The sequence below is a fragment of the Flavobacterium sp. DSR2-3-3 genome, assembly GCF_049896585.1.
Classification (GTDB): Bacteria; Bacteroidota; Bacteroidia; order Flavobacteriales; family Flavobacteriaceae; genus Flavobacterium.
The window spans coordinates 135,183-157,638 of record NZ_JAFCUP010000008.1; the positions used below are offsets into that span (position 1 = coordinate 135,183).

Annotated in this window: 11 protein-coding genes and 1 pseudogene; 5 read left to right on the top strand and 7 right to left on the bottom strand. The window is 34.3% G+C overall.

The window, feature by feature from the left end:
- Positions 1–29 precede the first annotated feature (29 nt).
- From ACP7AQ_RS12170 to ACP7AQ_RS12190, 5 genes are all read right to left on the bottom strand, one after another.
- Positions 30–3,290, bottom strand: coding sequence for a VCBS repeat-containing protein (locus ACP7AQ_RS12170; protein ID WP_426095628.1), 3,261 nt, complete (start codon positions 3,288–3,290; stop codon positions 30–32).
- Positions 3,283–6,600: a VCBS repeat-containing protein gene (locus ACP7AQ_RS12175; protein WP_426095629.1), complete on the bottom strand. Its 3,318-nt coding sequence runs from the start codon at positions 6,598–6,600 to the stop codon at positions 3,283–3,285. Before ACP7AQ_RS12175 ends, ACP7AQ_RS12170 begins: the two co-directional genes overlap by 8 nt.
- 158 nt (positions 6,601–6,758) lie before the next feature.
- A complete protein-coding gene (locus tag ACP7AQ_RS12180; RefSeq protein ID WP_426095630.1) occupies positions 6,759–8,288 on the bottom strand; it encodes a RagB/SusD family nutrient uptake outer membrane protein in 1,530 nt (509 codons plus the stop codon).
- A gap of 10 nt (positions 8,289–8,298) precedes the next feature.
- Positions 8,299–11,286, bottom strand: coding sequence for a SusC/RagA family TonB-linked outer membrane protein (locus ACP7AQ_RS12185; protein WP_426095631.1), 2,988 nt, complete (start codon positions 11,284–11,286; stop codon positions 8,299–8,301).
- Positions 11,287–12,000: 714 nt separating this feature from the next.
- Positions 12,001–14,007: a glycosyl hydrolase family 95 catalytic domain-containing protein gene (locus tag ACP7AQ_RS12190; RefSeq protein ID WP_426095632.1), complete on the bottom strand. Its 2,007-nt coding sequence runs from the start codon at positions 14,005–14,007 to the stop codon at positions 12,001–12,003.
- A gap of 196 nt (positions 14,008–14,203) precedes the next feature.
- Here ACP7AQ_RS12190 and ACP7AQ_RS12195 point away from each other — a divergent pair, with 196 nt between their 5' ends.
- The 5 genes and pseudogenes from ACP7AQ_RS12195 to ACP7AQ_RS12215 all read left to right on the top strand — a co-directional run bounded on the left by ACP7AQ_RS12195 (position 14,204) and on the right by ACP7AQ_RS12215 (position 20,249).
- Positions 14,204–15,793 (top strand): glycoside hydrolase family 32 protein, encoded by a 1,590-nt coding sequence (locus tag ACP7AQ_RS12195; RefSeq protein ID WP_426095633.1) that lies wholly within the window; start codon positions 14,204–14,206, stop codon positions 15,791–15,793.
- 50 nt (positions 15,794–15,843) lie between these two features.
- Positions 15,844–17,172 (top strand): sugar porter family MFS transporter, encoded by a 1,329-nt coding sequence (locus ACP7AQ_RS12200; RefSeq protein WP_426095634.1) that lies wholly within the window; start codon positions 15,844–15,846, stop codon positions 17,170–17,172.
- A gap of 2 nt (positions 17,173–17,174) precedes the next feature.
- On the top strand, positions 17,175–18,086 hold the full coding sequence (locus ACP7AQ_RS12205; protein WP_426095635.1) for a carbohydrate kinase family protein: 912 nt from the start codon (positions 17,175–17,177) through the stop codon (positions 18,084–18,086).
- A 79-nt stretch (positions 18,087–18,165) separates the two neighbouring features.
- Positions 18,166–18,684, top strand: a pseudogene (locus ACP7AQ_RS12210) (alpha-amylase family glycosyl hydrolase); the annotation flags it as partial.
- Positions 18,685–19,217: 533 nt separating this feature from the next.
- Positions 19,218–20,249 carry a LacI family DNA-binding transcriptional regulator gene (locus ACP7AQ_RS12215; RefSeq protein ID WP_426095636.1) on the top strand — a complete coding sequence of 344 codons (1,032 nt, stop codon included), beginning with the start codon at positions 19,218–19,220 and terminating at the stop codon, positions 20,247–20,249.
- 7 nt (positions 20,250–20,256) lie between these two features.
- Here ACP7AQ_RS12215 and queG read toward each other — a convergent pair whose 3' ends face one another.
- Together queG and ruvB are read right to left on the bottom strand one after the other, a co-directional pair.
- Positions 20,257–21,192, bottom strand: coding sequence for a tRNA epoxyqueuosine(34) reductase QueG (queG, locus tag ACP7AQ_RS12220; protein ID WP_426095646.1), 936 nt, complete (start codon positions 21,190–21,192; stop codon positions 20,257–20,259).
- A 106-nt stretch (positions 21,193–21,298) separates the two neighbouring features.
- The gene (gene ruvB, locus ACP7AQ_RS12225) at positions 21,299–22,321 is read right to left on the bottom strand and encodes a Holliday junction branch migration DNA helicase RuvB (protein ID WP_426095637.1); all 1,023 of its coding nucleotides are present in this window, start codon (positions 22,319–22,321) and stop codon (positions 21,299–21,301) included.
- Between the last annotated feature and the right edge of the window lie 135 nt (positions 22,322–22,456).

Below are 22,456 nucleotides of genomic sequence, written 5' to 3' on the forward strand. Positions count from 1 at the left end.
TGGGTTTAATTGTTCTGTATGTCTTTGTATTATTTTTTAGATGAAGGCATTTCATATACCTCAGCTTTTTTATTGTTGATGGTGACCAACATGAATTTTTTACCGTTGAAATTTACAATATCAAGATGTCTAACTGCCTTTTGGGTTAAATCAATTCCTATTTGATTTCCTAAAAATACGGTTTTGTCATTTTTAATTAAAGCGCCTGAAAACCCATCAAATCTACTGTGATAAGGCGAAACTCCAAAGTAATTTCCTGCCGCAAAAACTTCTTCTTTCGCATCTGAATCAAAATTAGATTTCAGAAAACTGGTAATGGGAGCAACTTGCATTTTATTCGAAAAAGGAACAAAAGTAAATTTCCCTTTATGATTTCTTAAATAACCAGATTTCAAATTATGAATTTCAAACAATTTTCCTTTCTCCAGCATTTTTGGGTCAAAAACTTCTTCCAGTGTTTTTCCTGCGAAGGATTTGTAACTATTGAATTTCTTTTTTAGCATCCCGCTAAATTGCTCGGCTAATTCATCGAGGCCCAAAGTAGTGTAATATTTGCCGTTTTTTTCAATTGCCACTATCGTTTCAAAATACCCATTTCCATCAAAGTCATCATAATACATTTTCATAGGAAACTCTTGCGATGCTTTAAATTTAGAATTCTTGCCCCAGTTCCCAACCAAATAATCTTCATCGCCATCCTGATCAATATCAAAAGGAATTATTGATTGCCACAATCCATTATTTTTTTCTGGAAAAACAGCGTCAGTTACATTACTGAATTTACCGTTTTTATTGGCAAAAAAAGTAGGCTTCATCCATTCTCCTATTACAATTAAATCTGTTTTTCCGTCGTTGTTAAAATCCGTGAAAACGGCATCTGTAACCATTCCTATTTTTGCGAAAGTTTTACTGTCGGCTACAGTAAACACTCCTTTATCATTGTTTAACAAATAACAATCCGGCATACTACCAAATCTATTATTTATTGAATTATTCCCAACAAAAATATCGAGATCCCCATCTTTATCATAATCAAACGCCTTAACTACTGATGCATTCTGGGCCAGCTTAGTTATGGTCGATTTTACAAATTGATTGCCTTTAATTACATACAATCGGCTTTGTAAATTAGAAGCATTTTCACCTCCACCAGAAGCAACATACAAATCATTTAGTTTGTCATTATTAAAATCCCCAATGACAGCGGAACCATCTTCAAAAATAGAATCCTGTTCGATTTCAGCAACTCTTTTTTTAGCAAAACCATTTGAATTTTGAATGTAAATTGCTGCTTTTTTATCTTTGGAACCACCAAAAAAGATATCCTCTCTTCCATCTCCATTTAAATCCCCTACTGCAGTAGCCGGACCGCGATCAGAACGTTGATATGGAATCAGTTTTTGAACTAAGAAATCAATGTATTCATTTTCCTGATGTATAAAGTCGATGCCCAATCCCGTTTCTACCTTTTTAAAAATTGGTAATACTGCTAGGTGTAACTTTCTATAATCGAAAATTTTTCTATCCTTATTCGCTTTTATGGTAAGGGTTTGGTTCGCCTTCACATTTTTTAAAGTCTGAAAGGTTTTATCAGGCCAAATCACTACGATAGAATCTATCTTGCTCGTTTTACCATAACCAAAATGAAGTATTGACTCTGATGATGACTGAAATCCTCGGGTAGTTTGTAATTCTTTAAATTGTTTTTTCCCTTTGGAATAGGAAATCACTTTAGCTCCAATTCCGAATGTGTTTTTCCCTGTAAAACGCAATTTTAATTTTAAATAGTTTGCCTTTTTATCAGTTGTATTAACGTAAATGGAAGCAATCGCATTTGTATTATTGGTAATCACATCAAGATCCCCATCGTTATCAATATCAGCATATCCACTTCCATTAGAAATTAACGAATCATTTTCTATCCAATCCTTCGATCGGTTTTTAAACTGCAAATCAGCTGCGCCTTGAAAAACATAATTGGTTACATTTCCCTTTGGCATACGCTTCAATGCTTCTTTGTCTAATAATTTTGTCGTACTGATTTTACTTTTAATCTGATCATTTGAATAGTATTTCACGTAATCCAAATCGTTAGGACGCTTTGGAATTCCGTTACACACAAATAGATCCTGTTCGCCATCTTGATCATAATCCCCAAATAACGTACTCCAACTCCAATCAGTAGCCGCCACGCCACTTAATAAAGCAGTCTCCGTGAAATGATTACCTCCTTGGTTCAATTGCAGCATGTTTCTGCTGTATTGATAATGATAGCCAAGTTTTTCGGTTCTTATTTTTAACATTTGAGAATTGTCATCGCCCAAAGAAGATTTCAATACTTTTTCATCTTCCGGAAGCATGTCTAAGGTGAGAATATCTGGAAAACCATCATGATTAACATCCGCCACATCTACTCCCATAGAGAACCTGCTGGTATGCCCAAAATAGTTTTTCAAACTTTCTGTAAAAGTGCCATCTCCATTATTCAAATAATAATAATCATCTTCATGAAAATCATTCCCTACGTAAATATCCGGATACCCATCTAAATTAAAATCGGAAACTGCCAATCCTAAACCATACCCATTGGCACCACCAAAAATTCCTGCCTGTTCACTTACATCGACAAATTTTCCATTATCGTTGCGAAATAATTTATCCCCGCACTCGTAACTTCGTTTATTTCTGGTATCGGCGTTCCCAAAAGATAATTCGGAGTGTACCGCATGATTCAATAAATACATGTCTAAATCTCCATCTAAATCATAATCAAAGAAAGCGGCTGAAGAACTGTAGTTGTCCAAATCTAATCCATATTCAGCAGCACTTTCGGTAAATGTATTGTCCTTGTTATTTATGAACAATTCGTTTTGACCTTCAAAACCATTAATTCCTACTACAGCACAAACATAAATATCTAAATATCCATCTCCATTTACATCTGCCATTACCGTCCCCGTATTCCAATCACTCTGGCTTTCCACTCCAGCTTTTACAGAAATATCTTCAAATTTATTACTGCCTTTGTTTAGGTATAATTTATTTTTTCCTTGATTTGACGTAAAATAAATATCCACTAAACCATCATTGTTAATGTCACCCAGCGATACGCCTCCCCCATTGTAATAATAGAGATAATCTAAAATCGAAATATTCTTGGATTCTAATAATTGGTTGTTGAAGGTAATATTACTTTTCTCAGAAGACAATTTTTCAAATAATTGCGCTTCTTTTTTGGAACAACCCATAAACAACAATGAAGCCAGTCCTATTCTAAAAAAATTATTCATTGCGTCTAAATATTTTAGGGGTATTATCATTTACAACTGCTATAATTGAAACTTTTTTATTCTTATCCTTTATTATTTTTACCTGTTTTACTTCACCTTTTACAAAGAAACCGGACTGATTATAAGGTACCCATGAAAAAGTTTCATTTTTATTTCCTAAAAGTACGCTGCCATAATTAGCGTCTAATCGGGAGAATTGCGGTTTAAACTCATATTGATTTCCACCCAAGATTAAATCCAAAATCCCATCCTTATTCACATCCAATGCAGTAATAGAGTTCACGCAGGAAAACTGAACTTCTTTTGGAAGTGCTTTTATTTCAAACTTACCATTTCCTTTGTTGATTGCAATTACACTTTCCTGAATGTTCACAGTCTTTTGAATTGAATTATCCACTACTTCCTTTGCAAATAATTCCTGAAATGTTTTCTTGGAATAATCCGAATAGTTCAAATTTTTCTTTTTAATCGAAGGAATTTGTTTGGCTAATTCTTGTTTTAGGCTTACCGGTAAATCCTTTCCAGCAATAGATCGAGTTGTAATTTGTTCAATGGTTCCGTTATTATCAAAATCATTGATAAATAATTTCATCGGATTAGCATTGGTCGCTTTATAGCTTGTATTTGTTCCTTTATTTCCCAGAATCAAATCTTTTTTACCGTCATTGTTCAAATCTACACAGCTGACTGCATTCCAAAAACCATGAAAATTCGTCAGATTCGATTTGAATTCTACCAATCTTCGTCCATTGTTTTTGAAAATCATTGGCGCTGTCCAATCCCCAACTAAGATTAAATCTTTTTTGGAATCATTATCAATATCTTCCCAAACTGCATCGGTAATCATTCCAACCGAGTTAATTTTAAATGCTTTTTTATCCGTTACATTTGTAAAATTTCCTTTTCCGTCATTTTCCAATAACAAATGTTTAGGATCAATTCCATAAACTCCCGGTACACTTCGGCTTCCTATAAATACATCGATATCGCCATCATTATCAAAATCATTTGGCGCAATTACCGAAACGTTATTGTTTGTAGTTGGCATATTGGTTTTACTTTTGATAAATATACCTTTCGCATTATTCAAATACAGACGATTTTTATAATTAGCCTGATCCGTTTTTTCGTTACCACCGGAACCAACTAATAAATCCATATCGCCATCATTATCCGCATCAAAAAAGCTGGCGGCAGTATCTTCAAAATTAGCATCTGCATCAAAGTCTTTTTGATCCGTAATCGAATAATTACCATTCCCTTTATTTACATATATTTTACCGGCTTGTCCTTTGGCTCCTCCAATAAAAACATCTTCGTTTCCATCGCCATTTATATCAGCCACCGCCAGTGAAGGCCCCTCTTGCGAAAGCATTTTAGAGATTAGCCCTTCATGATCAAAATCGACGTAATTATTTTCTTTATGTGCGATAAAAGTAGTTTTACTTTCCGTAAAGAAGGATTTTAAATTAACAGCATTCGGAGTATAATTTAATTTAGCATTTTTAATATCCAAATTTATTGTTGAATTATTGGTAATATTTTTAACCGTTTGAAATTTATCATTAGGCCAAATTACGTATAGTGAATCTATTTTTTTGGTCCCAATTCCAAAAGTCATTACATAATCAACTGAAGACTGAAAACCTCTGGAAGGAATTAATTCTTGTCTGAGAATTTCCTTACCCGAGAATAATTCAACAATACTACCTACAGCAAATTTATTCTGGTTATCTCCTTTTAGTTTTACTTTGACGTAATGATTTTTTTTGTTCTTCTCTGAGTTGTTTCTGTAGACAAAAGATTCCATATTAACATTATTGACAACTAGATCTAAATCCCCATCATTATCTAAATCTGCATAAGCAGCTCCATTAGAAAAACTAGGAGTATCCAGTCCCCACTTTTTGGCTTCATTAGTAAACGTTAAATTTTTATTGTTCTTGAAAGCGTAATTTGGAATCGGTGTGCTTGGCATTTTACTGATAATAGTCTGGATTTCTTCTTTTTTACCGGTTACCACCATTTTTTGCATGAACTCATTGGCAAAAAAATCTACAAAATCTTGATTGGTCAAATCATTATAAATTCCGTTACAAACATAAATGTCTTTGTAACCATCATTGTCCATATCAAATAATAATGCGCCCCAACTCCAGTCGGTTTTGGCAACGCCAGCGTGATTAGCTATTTCAAGAAATTGATTGTCGCCGTTATTAATTTGCAGCGTATTTTGCATATATTGATTATAAAAACCAAGATTTACTTTTCTGATAAATAAATCATAGTTTTCAAAATTCGTCGTAGTTTTTAAGCGTTCATCAGGTTCCGGTAACATATCCGTAACAAAAATATCTGCTTTCCCATCATTGTTTACATCGGCCATATCAGCCCCCATTGATGATTGACTAATGTGTGCTGTCCATCCCTGAATTTGTTCGGTAAAGGTTCCGTTTTTGTTATTTATGTATAAATAATCTCTTTCATAAAAATCATTCGAAATATAAATATCCGGATATAAATCCCCATTTACATCACCTACGGTAACGCCCAGGCCAAAGCCAATTAAACTGCCATAAATACCTGATTTTTCACTTACATCAACAAATTTTCCATTGTCATTACGCATTAGTTTATCACCGCCTCCTTTTAAAATTTCAGCAACATCCCAATCTTTATCTCGCAAGTCTCTTTTATTGGAGTAATTAAGGCTACTTACCGGAATAAAACTGTTGTTTAAAATATAAACGTCTAAATCGCCATCTTTATCATAATCAAAAAAAGCGGCATGTGTTGTAATTCCTGTATCTGCAAGATTGTATTGTTCGGCTTTATCTGTAAATGTCAAGTTACCGTTATTAATAAAAAGTTGGCTTTTTCGTATCGAGTTTATAGTATTCCCAGCGTTACAAACATAAATATCAAGCAATCCATCTTCATTAAGATCAACCATAACCACGCCTGTCGACCATGACTTGTATCCTTCGACACCCGCTGTTTTAGAAATATCTTCGAATTTAAAATTTCCTTTATTTAAGTAAAGTTTGTTGGTACCCAGATTTGAAGTAAAATATATATCCGAAAGACCATCATTATTAATATCGCCAATAGCTACACCACCGCCATTGTAAAAGTTTCTGTATTTAAATATATTCATATCTGCACCGTTTTTAACTTCATTAATGAAATTAATTCCGGTTTGGGAAGCATCTAGTTTAGAAAACAAAGCGTCTTTGTTTTCTGAATTTTCTTTGGAGCAATTGGAAAAAAATAGAAGAATTAGGAGTAATAAGACAAAACGATTTGACATATTATATTGTAGCATTTTAGTTAGGTAATTGCTTGATTAGAATTGCCTAATTTATGTAATATTGATATAAAAAAAGAATAAAATAGATATAAAATAAAGAGGGTAATAAATACCCTCTTTAAAACTAACTCAAAAAACAATTAATAGTAAACAAATCTTTAGTAACCAGGGTTTTGTACTACATTAGGGTTAAACAATGCATCAGCCGGAATTGGATACAATGCATATTTACCATTTGAAGTAGTTGGTTTTAACTCTCTTGGAGCTAAAAATTTCTCAAAACGGATCATGTCATTTCTTCTCCAGCCTTCATACCATAATTCTTTACCTCTTTCTAAATAAACAGCATCTAAAGTTGGTAAGCTTGCACTTGGCGTCAATTTGGCTCTAACATTTATTTGATCAATTATTATTTTAGCAGATGCTGCTCCACCTGCACCGCCTCTTAAGGCCGCTTCAGCTTTCATCAACAAGGCATCAGAATAACGCATCAAAACATAATCATTAGCAGGATTCCCTAGATTAGCATTATCTGGCTCATATTTTTGAGTACGTATACCAGCTGTTTCTAAAGTAGTTCCGCTTGTAATCATGGTAACTGCTGAAGTATAAAACAATGGTCTACCAGTTCTGTCTTTCAAAGGAGTTACCCCTCCTGGAGCAAACATTTGTCCTGCTTGAAAACCAATTGGATTACCAAAATTAGCGATGATCGATGAAGAAGTATGTTGTCTTCTGTCATCCGTCGCAGCAAACCTGTTGTAATATTCTGCTACCGTTGCAAAACCATTCCAACCATCTGGAGTTTGATTGTAGTGCATACTCATTCTCCATCTGGACTGAATACCTCCACCAGTGCCAAGTACATTTTTAGAAGAAAATAATATTTCTCCGGATGTATTGTTGGTTGGCGCAAAGTTACTCCAGTATTCTGATGCTAATGAACTATTAATCGCATTAACGTGAGTGATTACTTTATTCATGTCAGCGGCATCAAAAGTATAAGGACCTGATGCGTTATCAGCATTAAAAACTCCTTTGTTTAAATACAGTTTCGCTAATAAAAAATTACCTGCATCTTTATTTGCAATACTTGCGTCATTGGCAACACGTGCTGGCAAATCAGCTAAAACAGCTTCTAACTCGCTAATAACAAATGCAGTAGCTTCTTTTCGAGACCAGAATTTTGGATTTTCTGTAATAAGTGACCCTACTTCTCTGTAAGGCGCTTGACCAAATAAATCAATTACGTTATAATAATAAAAGGCTCTTAAAAAACGAGCTTGCGTTTTTTGTTGTGCAGTTGCCGTATTATTAATCACTAAATTACAATTATAAACATTTGTCAGCAAGGAGTTCCATGCATTTCTAATTTCAACATTGTCTGATCCCCAAGTATGAACGTGAAATTGTCTCCACTTAGCATTATCATCCCAGTCGCCTCCTCTGGTAGGGCCTACCAATCCATCACCAGACATTTCGTTCATTGTAAACATTTTGTCTTGATCCTGAAAACCTCTTAATCCTTCATAAGCTGATTGCAGAAAGTTTCCCGTATTTACATTTCCACCAGCGCCATCAGCAGTGATATAGCCATCTAACACTTCTTCTTCTAAATTTGTACAACTCACACTACATGCAATTGTACCTATAAAAAAGATGCTTTTTATAAAATTTATTCTTTTCATTTTTTGTTAATTAAAATGTTACATTAAGTCCAACAGCGATACTTTTTTCTCTAGGATAGGATAAATAATCCATACCGGCAGAAGGTACTCCATTTAAAGCTTTATCGGTATCCACCTCTGGATCAAATCCAGAATATCCGGTAATAACGAATAAGTTTTGTCCACTTACAAAGAAACGCGCTGATTTAATTTTTAATTTTTCTAAAACATTCCCTTCAAGAGTATACCCGACAGTTAAATTTCCCATTCTTAAGAAATCACCACTTTCTAAATATTTTGTCGACGGTGAGTTTGGATCAGACTGAATCTGAGGAGTAGCCGCTGCCTCTGGAGTTACGTTTCTTCCTCCGATTAATGCTCCTTTAAAGAAATAAGCATTAGCCGTGTTATTGTACAAATAATGACCAAAAGCACCATAAAAAGAAGCTCCAACATCAAATTTCTTGTAAGAAAAATTAGTTGAAAATCCTAAATTTATTTTTGGCAACGGTTGTTTGTCTAATAATTTTTTATCTGCATTACCTAAACCTGTATCAGATCCATCAGCAGCAGCATAAATAGAATTACCTGATGCGTCATACCCACGGAAATCATATAAAAAATAAGTATATAATGGGTAACCATCTTTGATAATTTCAGCATTAGCACCGGACAAACCTTGACCATTTACTCCACCTGCTAATAACGATACTGAACCAAAATTTTTAATTACGTTGTCTAAAAAAGCAACATTCCCTGAAATGTCCCAGGACATGTCCTCAGTATCGATAACTTTATAATTTAAAGCGACCTCAAAACCTTTGTTAATAAGATTCCCCGGTAAGTTAACACTTCTGTTTGATCCTGGCCCTGGTTGAGCTGTGGCTTGCGGTACAGGAGCAATTAAATCCTTTGTATCTCTATTGAAATAATCCAATGAACCTGTTAAGCGATTTTTTAAGAAGGTAAAGTCACTACCCACACCATAAGATCTAGTAGTTTCCCAACGCAATAAATTATTAGCTCCCGATATAGTATTTGGCGAACCACCATTTCCATAATTAGCTTTAGAAACCGCTGAATTTACAGCAAATTCCTGATTTCCTGTTACCCCATAATTTCCTCTAATTTTAAAGTCATTAACCGCCCCGTCTTTGCTGCTTATCAATTTGTAAGCTGCACCTACAGAAGGGAAATAACCCCATTTATTATCCGCACCCAATTTAGTGGATCCATCAGCACGTACTGTTCCTGTAAGAATCAAATCTTTATAAACAACAAATTCAGCTCTTGCAAAATAGGATTGTAATTCTGTTTTATTTCTAAAAGACGAAGCTCGAAATTCTGCTTGAATACCGCCTTGAATATTGTCTATTAAATTTGTTTGTTCTTTAACATATCCATGACCTCTTGCACTACTACCATCTACATCATAGGAATAATAGGAATAGCCTACTAATCCATTTAAAGATAAATTATCACTAAAATCGTTTGTGTATGTAAGTGTATGTTCTAATGTTTTATTAAACTTAGTTAAATCCGCAATTTCAGCAAAACCTCTTTTGGTAATACCACCATTAGCAGCATCACTTTTTACAAGATCTTGACTATTAATTTGGATGGTAGGAGCTATTTGTCTTTTTCTTATTGATGTTGATGTTTCAATACCGAATAAAATTTGATACTTTAAATGATTCGTAATCTTTAACGTAGCATTAATATTTCCTAATATCTTGTTTGTATTTGTATAATCTTTATAGGCATTTAATAACTGCACTGGATTTAAATAATCATTCCCAACAAATGTGTAATCACCATTGGCCTGATAAATTGGCAAAGTCGGGTTCCAGTAAAGGGCACTACCAATTAAATTTCCTATATAGCCCGCATTATTACTTAGTAAAGTTGTTTCATCCTTTATTGCAGCATATAGCAATCTTGATTCTACTTTTAATGCTTTATTAAAAAATTCATTCGTGTTTGCAAAAGAAGCCGTATATTTATCAATACCCGTATTTTTTACAATTCCATCTGTTACATTAGCTCCAAATGAAAGTCTAGTATTTGAGTTATCAGTTGAACTACTGAATGCAATATCATGATTATTTGAGAAACCTCCACGCAAAACAGCATCTTCCCAATTGTAAGATCTTGACCCCTTATCAATTCCACCAGCAGCAACAAATTCATCCCCGTTAAGCAACTTAAAATCACCTGATATTTTACTAAAACTAACAGAAGTATTATAAGTTAGCTGAGGAATTTTTGACTTCCCTTTTTTAGTCGTAATTACAATAACTCCATTCGCACCACGAGAACCATAAATAGCGGTAGAAGAGGCATCTTTTAAGATACTCATACTCTCGATATCATTTTGATTCACAAAATTTAATGGGTTTTTAGCCGAAGAAGCCCCTAAATCAGCAATCTCAGAACCTCCGGAAGAAACATTTCCTCCGTCAAGTGGAACTCCATCAATAACGATTAATGGCCCATTCCCTGATCGTATAGAAGAATTCCCTCTAATTCTGATAGAAACACCCGCACCTGGCTCACCACTGGATTGCGTTACCTGAACTCCTGACACTTTACCTCTCAATAATTCAGCAGGCGATGTCGCTGCAACATTATCAAAATCTTCTGAAGTAATAATGTCTACCGCGCCAGTTGCGTCTTTCTTTCTAACCGTTCCGTAACCAATGACAATTACTTCATTCAGTTGAGCCGAATCTTCTTTTAATTCTACATTAATTGTACTTTTCCCCGCCACATTTAGCTCTTGAGTTTTAAGACCAATGTAACTAAAAACTAAAACTGCGTTTGAGCCAACGTTTTTGATAGTAAATTTTCCATCGAAATCAGTTTGCGCTCCATTTGTTGTTCCTTTTACTATGATAGAAGCCCCTGGAAGCGGACCACTAGCATCAGATACTGTACCAGACACATCTTGCGAATACGTCAAACTTGTACAAAGTACCGTTAGAAACACCATCAAGCCTTTAATTAGACTATTTTTCATACGTAATAAATAAGTTGGTTAATAATTTGTTTAAATGGTTTGTTTAAATATTAACATCAAACATAATTATAATTTTGTGATAATATTAAGATATTAACAAACTATAACGTTTTCGTTGCAACGAAAACGTTTTCGATTTTAAAATTAATAGCTTAAAAATTTAATACTAAAATTATATAAAACACAAAAAAAAGAGATTAAAAAACTTATTATAACAAATAAATAGCTTGTGAGTTAGAAATTAATTACGGATCAGTCAATAAACGATCCTGCTAGAAAATAAGATTGCGAATTATTCATCGTAATGAAGTTTTTTACGATAAATTGACAATTTAGTTTAATATGCATTATAGACTTCAAAATAGCACTCCTGACATACCGTATCCGTTTTTTTATCTAAGTTTAAGTTGCTAAAAATATCACAATTATAAAACGTATTGTTAAAAAATTTAACAATTTAAAAATAAAATTTGGAAGAAATAACTTAAAAAAATACTTTTATTGTTCCGTTTTATTTTTTTAATTTAAATAATAAGTAGCAAAATAGTAAAAAACGTAATTGTCTGGTTTCTTACATATTGTTTCAAATGCTTTTTATTGAAAATTTGCGTGCTGTCAAAATCCATTGGAAGATAAAAACAAAAAAGCCACGAATACAGTAACAATCCTCAAAATAGAATGATTATGCGTTCGTGGCAAGATTTCTTTATTTTATTACTTTATAACAATCGTTTTATTGTCAACTCCAATTCCTATAATCTTTAACGATTTCCATTGTTTTGGCAGCAATCCTTTGTTATATTTTAATCCCATATCTGTCTGTTCCACTCCGCCAAAACCATAAATAACCGCCTGAAGCATCGCTCCCGCTCCTGTGGCAAAATATGGATTGTTACTGTTGGCTGATTCCGAAAACACACCAAAAGGCGGTCGACTATTTGGCAAATAGGATTTTACAAAATAACGATACGCTTTTTCTCGATCTCCTAATCGCGCATACAAAACTGATAAAACACCAGAAGCCATCGCCGGACCATCTTTTTTGTCAATTTTCTCAGCGTAGTATTCCAAATCTTTTTCAATTTGAGCCTTGTCTGTAATTATGTGTAAAGGATATGCTAGCAAATTCACATCGGCTTGTTTTATCATTTGGCCCTGATAGCCTTTATAATTTTGAGTAATCCCATTTTCCCTGTGAATGAGTAATTTCTCCGAAACTTCTTTCCATAACGGATTAATTAATTCGTTTAAAATTACGGCTGCTTTAATCGTATTTTTCAAAGACTCAATTGCTGATGCGTTTGTAAAGGCATTATCATCTACGTGTTGTGCATATTCATCGGCACCAACAACATTCAAAATAGAGAAACTCCCGTCTTGATTTTTAACTACACGACTTACCCAAAAATCAGCCGTTTCTTTTAGAACCGCCCATTCTTTTTTCAACCAGACTTTATCTTGTGTATAGCTGTAATAATTCCAAAAAGCAATCGAAACATCGGCCGTAATATGTTGTTCAAAAATCCCGGTCAATGCCCAAGTTGGCGTTGCTTCTTCTCCAGTGTCATCTGATTCCCAAGGATACATCGCACCTTTATAACCATAAATAAAAGCTTTTTGCTTTGCTTTTTGCAAACGATCTGAACGGTAATCCAAACACGATTTTGCCATATCTGGCTGCAACGCTAAAAGCGTGGGGTACATCCAAAGTTCCGTGTCCCAAAAAATATGTCCGTTATATCCCTGTGAAGACAAACCCATTGGCGCAATACTCTGTCTGGTTTCCGGACGGATATACGAATACAAATTGAACAAGGCAAAGCGTACGCGTTGTTGCGCATCTAAATCGCCTTCGATTTGAATATCACCTGTGTTCCATAATTCGGCCCAAGCCTGTTTGTGACGATTTAATAATTTATCAATTCCTTCCTGCAAAGCGTATATTGGCTGTCTTTCGGATTCGTTCAAAGGATCCGTAACATCTTTCGAAGTGCAGATTCCTCCTGCAACTGCAAATCGGTATTTTTTACCTTTTTGCAATTTTTTAGTAAAACCAACTTCATTTTTAGTTTGCTTTAAAGTTTCTCCCTGACCGTCAAAAAGAAAAGTTGTTGAAGCCGCAACGGTATATTTTCCAGTTCGCGTTTTAGCAACTGTTCCAAAAACCGGCATTAAATACTGATTGTCTTTTAAAACCCGAAATTGACTTTTCGCCTCTTTCAATTCTTCAGGAACTACCATGTAATTATTAGCCGTAATTTCTATATCCTCATTAGGGGTAATTTCAACGATTGCCATTGCTGAAAAAGGAATAGCTCTATTAGCCAAAATTGTACAATTAATAGTTGCCAAATCTTTAAATGAAAATGAAGTGGTACTTGTCCCCTCTTTCATAGAAACCACTTGGCTCCAATTATCAATATTGTCTGATTTAATTTCTTGATTGTTTATGTTCAAATGCAGATTCAAAAACTCAATTCCTCGAACAATCCTGCTAATGCCATTTTCGGGGCTGCCATCGTAAACTCCGTTCAGAATAATTTCTTTTGTTTTCAGAGGAGTATCATCTGTAACAATTCCTATTTGACCATTTGCCATGGCTACACCATAATAATTTTCTCTAGAATTTGCCTGTAAATGCCATTCGTCTGATTTAGTTTGACCAAAAACAGTTGGACTTACTAAAAGCAGGAGGACTAGACTCTTAAATGTTGAAATCATAGTTGTATTTTTTTAATAATATTTTCAAACTTATATAATTTATTTCTTTAAAAAATGAATAGTTGAATATAGTACATGGAATATAATTCGAAAACGTTTTCGACTTACCGAAAACGTTTTTAGTGAAACGATTTTAAATTAGTAAAAAATAGAATTCTATTTTTATGAAGATAAAATAATAATAAATTTTTTTTTGATGAAATTTGCAACCAACACACTGTTAATTTTTTTTTTATTTGGAAGTATATTATTACTGCTTTCTTGTAAAAAAGAAGAAGGCCGTACAACCATTGCCATTATCGTATCTGAAAAAATAAAAATTGATTCCTCACAGAAATACAAAGAGCCGTTTAGACCTCAATTTCATTTTTCTCCAGAAAAAAAATGGATGAATGACCCTAACGGTATGGTTTTCTACAAAGGGATTTATCATTTGTTTTACCAATATTATCCGAACGATATTGTCTGGGGACCAATGCACTGGGGACACGCTACCAGCACCGATTTAATTCATTGGACACATAAAAAAATTGCTTTATTTCCTGATACATTAGGAATGATATTTTCAGGAAGCGCGGTTGTAGATCTAAACAATACCTCCGGTTTGGGAACAACTGATAATCCACCGATGATAGCAATTTTCACCTATCACAATATGGCAGGCGAAAAAGCGGCGAGAACGGATTATCAAACGCAAGGGTTGGCATATAGTTTAGATGAGGGTGAAACTTGGTTGAAGTACGAAAAAAATCCCATTGTTAAAAATTCCGGTTTAAAAGACTTCAGAGACCCTAAAGTTTTTTGGAATAAAGAGACTAATCTTTGGAATATGGTTTTAGTAGCCGGAGATCATGCTCAATTTTATACCTCTGAAAATTTAATCAAGTGGAAATTCGAAAGTGAATTTGGCAAAATAACCGGTGCTCATGGCGGTGTTTGGGAATGTCCCGATATTTTTAAATTGAAAGTAGCTGGCTCAAAAGAAGAAAAATGGGTTTTACTCATCAGCATAAATCCTGGCGCACCACATGGCGGTTCCGGAACACAATATTTCGTGGGTGATTTTGATGGGAAAAGTTTTAGAACTACCCAAAAAGAGATAAAATGGATTGACAATGGCACTGATAATTATGCAGGGGTTACATATAACAATACTCCAGACAACAAGAGAATATTTATAGGCTGGATGAGCAATTGGCTTTATGCAAGAAATACACCCACAAAAAATTGGAGAAGCGCCATGACATTGCCTCGAGAGCTTTCTATTGTAAAAATAAACAATAATTATGTCCTAAAAAATAGTCCTATTGAACCATTCAAAAAACAACTGGTTTTAGAATTCTCAAAGGATTTGTTGAATATTAAACCACTGCAAAAAATCAAATTTACTTATGATAATTTCAACCAATCTGAAATAAAATTTAAAGCAGCTTCAAAAAATTTAAAACTGGTTTTTTCTAATGAAGTCAACGATTCATTGGTTTTGAATTACGATGCTACACAGAAAACCTTTTCAATAGACCGACGCCATTCCGGAATAGTAAATTTTGAAGAAAACTTTGGAAAAGAAATCCATACAACTGCAACGCCATGGATCATTTCGGAAAATGTGGACTTCCAAATTATTTTGGATTGGTCTTCTGTAGAAATTTTTCTGAACGGCGGCGTTTATAGTTTTACGGAACAAATTTTCCCGAACAAGCCGTATACAAAACTGAGCATTCAATCAGATGAAAAACAAGAAATAAAAAACCTTACTGTTCATAGAATTAAAGGAATCTGGTAACAATCTAAATCATTGATTCAACCAAAACTATAAATCATAAATTATAAAAAATGAATAACAGAAAAATACTCTACTGGTCCATTATTGTTGCGTTTGCAGGTTTTTTATTTGGATTTGATACCGTAGTAATTTCGGGAGCGGATAAACAACTGCAACAATTGTGGGGTTCTTCAGATTTATTTCATGGATTAGTAGTGATGTCATCGGCATTATGGGGAACGGTTATTGGAGCTGTTTTTGGTGCTTTCCCTACGAATATTTTAGGTCGGAAAAAGACGTTGATAATCATTGGCTTATTGTTTTTTGTTTCCTCAGTAGGCACAGCATTCGCCAATGACCCCATTTTCTTTTCCCTTTTTAGATTTATTGGCGGAATAGGAATTGGCGCTTCAACCATTGCTGCTCCAACCTATGTTTCTGAAATTGCTCCTGCTAAAGACCGAGGAAAACTGGTGGCTTTATATCAATTTAATATTGTTTTTGGTATTTTGATTGCCTTTACATCTAACTATTACTTGCAGGATATCGGTGAAAATGCATGGCGATGGATGTTAGGAATACAAGCGTTCCCTTCTTTCCTTTACACTATTTTAGTATTTGGAATCCCGGAAAGTCCCCGTTGGATTTTAGAATATAAAAAAGACCGAGAAAAAGCAGTCGCTATTTTGAAAAAAATCAATAGTGAAGCAGCAGTTGAAGCGGAAATTACAGCTATTGAAAAAGAAACATCTCACGAAGTAAAAAACGAGTCCATTTTCATGACAAAATACAGAAAACCATTACTCTTGGCGTTTTTTATCGCATTTTTCAATCAATTGTCCGGTATTAATGCCTTCTTGTATTATGCTCCCCGAATTTTTGAATTGGCCGGGTTAGAGAAATCAGCTTCTTTTTTGAGCAGTATTGGAATTGGAGTGATTAATTTAATATTTACCATGATTGGAATATCGCTAATTGACAAATACGGAAGAAAAACTCTTATGTATTTGGGTTCTATAGGATACATCATTTCTCTGGGATTAGTAACAACCGCTTTTCATTTTGAATGGAAAGGAATGGCTGTTCCATTATTTTTCTTCCTATTTATAGCTTCTCATGCCGTAGGTCAGGGAGCAGTAATTTGGGTCTTTATTTCTGAATTATTCCCTAATAAATTAAGAGCCGCCGGAACTTCTTTTGGCACGTCGGTTCACTGGATTTTAGCAGCTTTAATTCCATCATTTATTCCGTTTTTGTTTAAAGAAATTGGAACTACAACCGTTTTTGCCATCTTCTGTATTATGATGGTGTTCCAACTGATTTGGGTATTTACAAAAATGCCGGAAACCAAAGGAAGAACGTTGGAAGAACTATCTGAAAGTTTATCAAATAAAGATTAATCATGACCAAAAAAATAATCTGTTTCGGAGAAGTTTTGTTTGATGTTTTCCCAACACACAGAAAAATTGGCGGTGCACCACTAAATGTAGCATTAAGACTCGCATCACTTGGCGTAAATGCTCAAATAATCAGCCGCATTGGAAAGGATGAGATCGGAAAAGAACTACTAGCTTTTATTGAAAAAAACGGAGTTGATACCGATTCGATTCAAATAGACGAAAACTTATCTACCGGACAAGTTATTGTTCAATTGAACGAAAAAGGTTCTGCTTCATACACCATAAATTATCCGGTTGCCTGGGATAAAATTATTTGTATTCCAGAAGACAAAATCAAGCTCAAAAAAGCGGATGCGCTTGTTTTTGGCACCCTTGTGTGTAGAGATTTCGTTTCACATGCGACACTTTTAGAAATGATAAATTTTGCAAAATACGCTGTTTTCGATGTTAATTTACGTGCTCCTTTTTACACGCAACCAATACTGATTGATTTAATGATGCAGTCTGATTTTATAAAATTCAATGATGATGAGTTGTATGAAATCAGTGCTGCTATGAATTCCCCCTATCATTCACTGGAACAAAACATACTTTTTATTGCAGAGCTAACTAACACAAAACACATTTGTGTAACCAAAGGAAGTCATGGTGCGGTTTTGTATTACAATGAAAAAATGTACTACAATAGTGGCTACAAAATTAATGTTGTAGATACGGTAGGTTCCGGAGATTCCTTTTTGGCAGGACTACTTTCTAAACTATTAAATAATGCTACTCCCCAACAGGCTATTGATTTTGCTTGCGCGTTAGGGGCGATTGTAGCAAAAAACGAAGGGGCAAATCCAAAAATCTCCAATCAAGAAATGAATGCTTTTATGAATCCGATAAAAAAAACAAACACTCCTACATTTTAAATCAATGAAGCTGAAATTTACGACAATTACTGCAGTGGCACTACTACAACTTTTGAGTTTTTCATCCTGTACTTCTTTAATGGCGCAGAAAACAGCTTCTGCACTAAAAAAAAAATGGTGGAAAGAAGCCACTGTATATCAAATATATCCTAGAAGTTTCAAAGATAGCAATGGTGATGGCGTTGGAGATATAAAAGGAATTGTTTCTAAACTGGATTATGTGAAAAGCTTAGGAATTGATGCGGTTTGGAACAATCCTATTTACACGTCTCCAAATGATGACAACGGTTATGATATTAGTAATTATCGTGAGATCATGAAAGATTTTGGAACAATGGAAGATTTTGATCTTTTATTAAAAGAAATGCACATAAGAAACCTTAAACTCATCATGGACTTAGTGGTAAATCACTGTAGTGATGAGCATGAATGGTTTCAACAATCCAGAAGTTCCAGAGACAATAAATACCGCGATTATTACCATTGGTGGCCAGCCGAAAAGGGAAAACCGCCTTACAGATGGAGCTTTTTTGATGTAAATAGTAACGCTTGGAAATATGACGCCCAAACGAATTCTTATTACCTGCATTATTTTTCTTAGAAGCAATCGACGAGCGCCCTAAAATCGACGCTATTTTTGCCGTTACAAATTTAGTTCCCTCAGGAATCATCAGATACTTTAATGAAGCAGAGATTTCAATTCCACAATGCATCGGTGTTTTAGGTTTCAGCAATTGCTTTATGTAAAGCGTTATATCCCAAAAACTATAGTCAATTGACCAAACGGGTTTTGAAATCGGAAGAAGAACAACATCGATTCTATTTGAAAAAATTAATCAAAAGAAAAAATTTGCCAGTGATTTTTCAGTTAATTAAATTAGAAACCAACATCATTAAAAGAGAATCAACATAACAAAATCGAATCCGTTGGTAATAATCTTGCTCTTCGTTATTTTATATAACGAATCAATATTAATTTGTTTTTTTTGACAAAAAAAGTACAATTAAGATAAAAATTAATATCTTGGTAACGAATATTTAAAGTAAAAGTCGTTTCTAGTAAACATCAGAAAACTTAAAAAGTCATTTCTCAAATTATTTTCCAAAATTAAATACGTAGAAATTCGATTCATGAAAGATATTACTCTTAAAGAAATTGCAACAAAACTAGGAATTTCGATAACTACTGTTTCAAAAGCGCTAAAAAATTATCCCGATGTTAGTAAAAAAACTAAAAATTCGGTAATCGAACTTGCTCAGAAACTAAATTACACCCCTAATAGTTTTGCCGTAAATTTGAGAACAAAAGAGTCAAAAACTATCGGTTTAATAATTCCTGAAGTGGTGCATCACTTTTTTTCGAATGTCGTAAATGCCATTATTAACGAAGCACAAAAAAACGGATATCTTGTCATTATTTTACAATCCAATGAAACTCTAGCTTTGGAAAAAAAACAAGTAGAATTACTCATCAACAAGAGAGTCGATGGCATAATTATGTCACTTTCTAACGAATCTAACAATGATGATCATATCAAGGAAATTATTAGTAGAAACATTCCTTTTGTGATGTTCGACAAGATTGCCAAACTTTCTAAATGCTCAAAAGTGGTAATTGATGACCAGAAAGCAGCCTTTAATGCTGTCCAGCACTTAATTGATAATGGCTGCAAAAAAATCGCTCATATTCGTGGACCATTGAATCCTCAAAACGCCATAGACCGTTACATTGGCTATAAAAAAGCGTTGGAAAGTAACAACATTCCTTTTGATACTAAATTAGTTTATACTTGTGAACACGTAACTTTTGAAGAAGGAAGAAATTTTGCAAAACAAATTATTACTGAACATCCTGACGTAGATGGTGTTTTTGCCATTACGGACTTAGTTGCGGTGGGCGCGCTGGCTTATTTCAATGAAAATAAAATTAATGTACCAGAACAAGTAGCAGTAATTGGCTTTAGTAATTGGTTTATGTCACAAGTGCTAACTCCCAAATTAAGCACTGTAGATCAACCCAGTCATCAAATGGGAATTGAATCTTTTAATTTATTATTAGAAGAAATGAATTGCCACAAAGAAGGAATTCCTTTTACTCCAAGAACTATAGAACTGGAAACTAAAGTTATCGTGAGAAAATCTTCAACTAAAATTAAAATTTAAGATACAGTTATTTTAAAAAATCTATATTTCTTTTCATGCCTTGAAACTTTGCCCTCTTTACTGGCGAATTTTTAAAAATTACTTTAAATGTTTCTTCGGTTAATTCGATCCAGTCTTTCTTAGACATCGAAAGTAATTCTGGATTTGGGTTAAAAAGAGGTTCATTATGTGGTTTTGAAAACTTGTTCCAAGGACAAACATCCTGACAAACATCACAACCAAAAGCCCAATCATCAAACCTACCTTTCATTTCCTGTGGAATATTTTCTTTTAATTCAATCGTAAAATAAGAAATGCATTTACTGCCGTCGACCACATAAGGTGAAACTATTGCTTCCGTTGGACAAGCGTCAATGCAAGCGGTACAAGTTCCACAATGGTCCGTTGTGGGGTTATCATAATCTAAATCTAAATCGATGATGAGTTCCGCAATAAAGTAAAAAGAACCAACTTTCTGAGTCAGTAAATTACTGTTTTTGCCTATCCAGCCTAAGCCACTTTTGGCAGCCCAAGCCTTATCGAGTACTGGTGCGGAATCTACAAAAACACGTCCAGAGACTTCTCCAATTGTTGATTGAATGGAAATTAAAAACTCTTTTAACTTTTCCTTTATTACAAAATGGTAATCCTGTCCATATGCATACTTTGAAATTTTATAAGAATCAGTTCCCACGCTCCGGGATTGTACTTCTTCAGGGTAATAATTAAGCAACAGTGAAACGATACTTTTGGCATCATCGACCAATAAAGTTGGATTTAGACGCTTGTCAAAGTGGTTTTCCATAAAAGACATTTGACCGTTTCTGTTATTATTTAACCAGTTTTCTAAACGTGGCGCTTCCTGCTCCAAGAAACCGGCTTTGGAAATTCCACAAGATAGAAAACCGAGGCGTTGCGCTTCGGATTTAATAAATTGCGTGTATGTAGTCTTGTGGTTGATAATAAAAAAAATAGAAGTTGATAAATGGAACTCCCTAGCCCTGATAGCAGCGGCATCCCGCGCTTTTTCTGCGCGGATATAGCGAATAGCAGGAAATAGCTCTTAAAAATTAGAATAAACCGCCTTGAACGTTTGATTTTAATTTTCCCAAATGTTTATAGGCCTTGTCAGTAACTTCACGACCTCGAGGAGTTCTCATAATAAATCCTTCCTGAATCAAAAACGGTTCGTAAACTTCTTCAATTGTTTCGCTACTTTCGGACACCGCTGTCGCCAAAGTGGTCAAGCCAACCGGTCCGCCCTTGAATTTATCGATAATTGTAGTTAGGATTTTATTGTCCATTTCATCCAGACCATGAGCATCTACATTAAGCGCTTTTAAGGCGTATCGGGCAATTTCTATATCTATTGTTCCATTTCCCTTGATCTGGGCAAAATCGCGTACACGACGCAACAATGCATTAGCGATACGTGGTGTACCTCTGCTTCTACCTGCAATTTCTACAGCTGCTTCCATAGATATTGGCATTTTAAATATGGTAGCACTTCTTTCCACGATTGTGGTTAATAACTCTGTGGTATAATATTGTAAACGGGAGGAAATTCCAAAACGAGCTCTCATGGGAGCAGTCAATAAACCGGAACGTGTAGTGGCTCCAATTAATGTAAATGGATTTAAATTAATTTGCACTGTTCTTGCATTTGGTCCTGATTCAATCATAATATCAATTTTGAAATCCTCCATTGCGGAATACAAATATTCTTCTACAATCGGACTCAAACGATGAATTTCATCAATAAATAAAACATCTCTTTCCTCAAGATTAGTCAACAAACCTGCCAAATCTCCGGGTTTGTCTAAAACTGGACCAGAAGTAATTTTGATACCCACTTGTAATTCATTAGCAAGGATGTTAGCTAACGTAGTTTTTCCTAAACCGGGAGGACCATGAAAAAGCGTATGATCAAGTGCTTCATTTCGCTGATTTGCCGCTTGAACAAAAACTTTCAAATTTTCTAATATTTGATCTTGTCCCGCAAAATCATCAAAAGAAAGTGGTCTTAATTTTTTTTCAAGATCGATTTCTTCCGAATTATAACCATTTGATGTTGGATCTAAATTTTCATTCATGTAACAAAGATAATAAAGCAAATTTGAATTTTAAATTTTAAATTTTAAATGCTCTAAAAATTAAAAAGTAAATGTGTGAAAGGATAACGCTTTGCTAAACAAAATAAAAAGCATAAAAAAGCCTCTACTTTCGCA

Coding starts and splice junctions, on each gene's coding strand:
- ACP7AQ_RS12170 (WP_426095628.1), bottom strand. CDS start 3,290: ATGAATAATTTTTTTAGAATAGGACTGGCTTCATTGTTGTTTATGGGT.
- ACP7AQ_RS12175 (WP_426095629.1), bottom strand. CDS start 6,600: ATGTCAAATCGTTTTGTCTTATTACTCCTAATTCTTCTATTTTTTTCC.
- ACP7AQ_RS12180 (WP_426095630.1), bottom strand. CDS start 8,288: ATGAAAAGAATAAATTTTATAAAAAGCATCTTTTTTATAGGTACAATT.
- ACP7AQ_RS12185 (WP_426095631.1), bottom strand. CDS start 11,286: ATGAAAAATAGTCTAATTAAAGGCTTGATGGTGTTTCTAACGGTACTT.
- ACP7AQ_RS12190 (WP_426095632.1), bottom strand. CDS start 14,007: ATGATTTCAACATTTAAGAGTCTAGTCCTCCTGCTTTTAGTAAGTCCA.
- ACP7AQ_RS12195 (WP_426095633.1), top strand. CDS start 14,204: ATGAAATTTGCAACCAACACACTGTTAATTTTTTTTTTATTTGGAAGT.
- ACP7AQ_RS12200 (WP_426095634.1), top strand. CDS start 15,844: ATGAATAACAGAAAAATACTCTACTGGTCCATTATTGTTGCGTTTGCA.
- ACP7AQ_RS12205 (WP_426095635.1), top strand. CDS start 17,175: ATGACCAAAAAAATAATCTGTTTCGGAGAAGTTTTGTTTGATGTTTTC.
- ACP7AQ_RS12215 (WP_426095636.1), top strand. CDS start 19,218: ATGAAAGATATTACTCTTAAAGAAATTGCAACAAAACTAGGAATTTCG.
- ruvB (WP_426095637.1), bottom strand. CDS start 22,321: ATGAATGAAAATTTAGATCCAACATCAAATGGTTATAATTCGGAAGAA.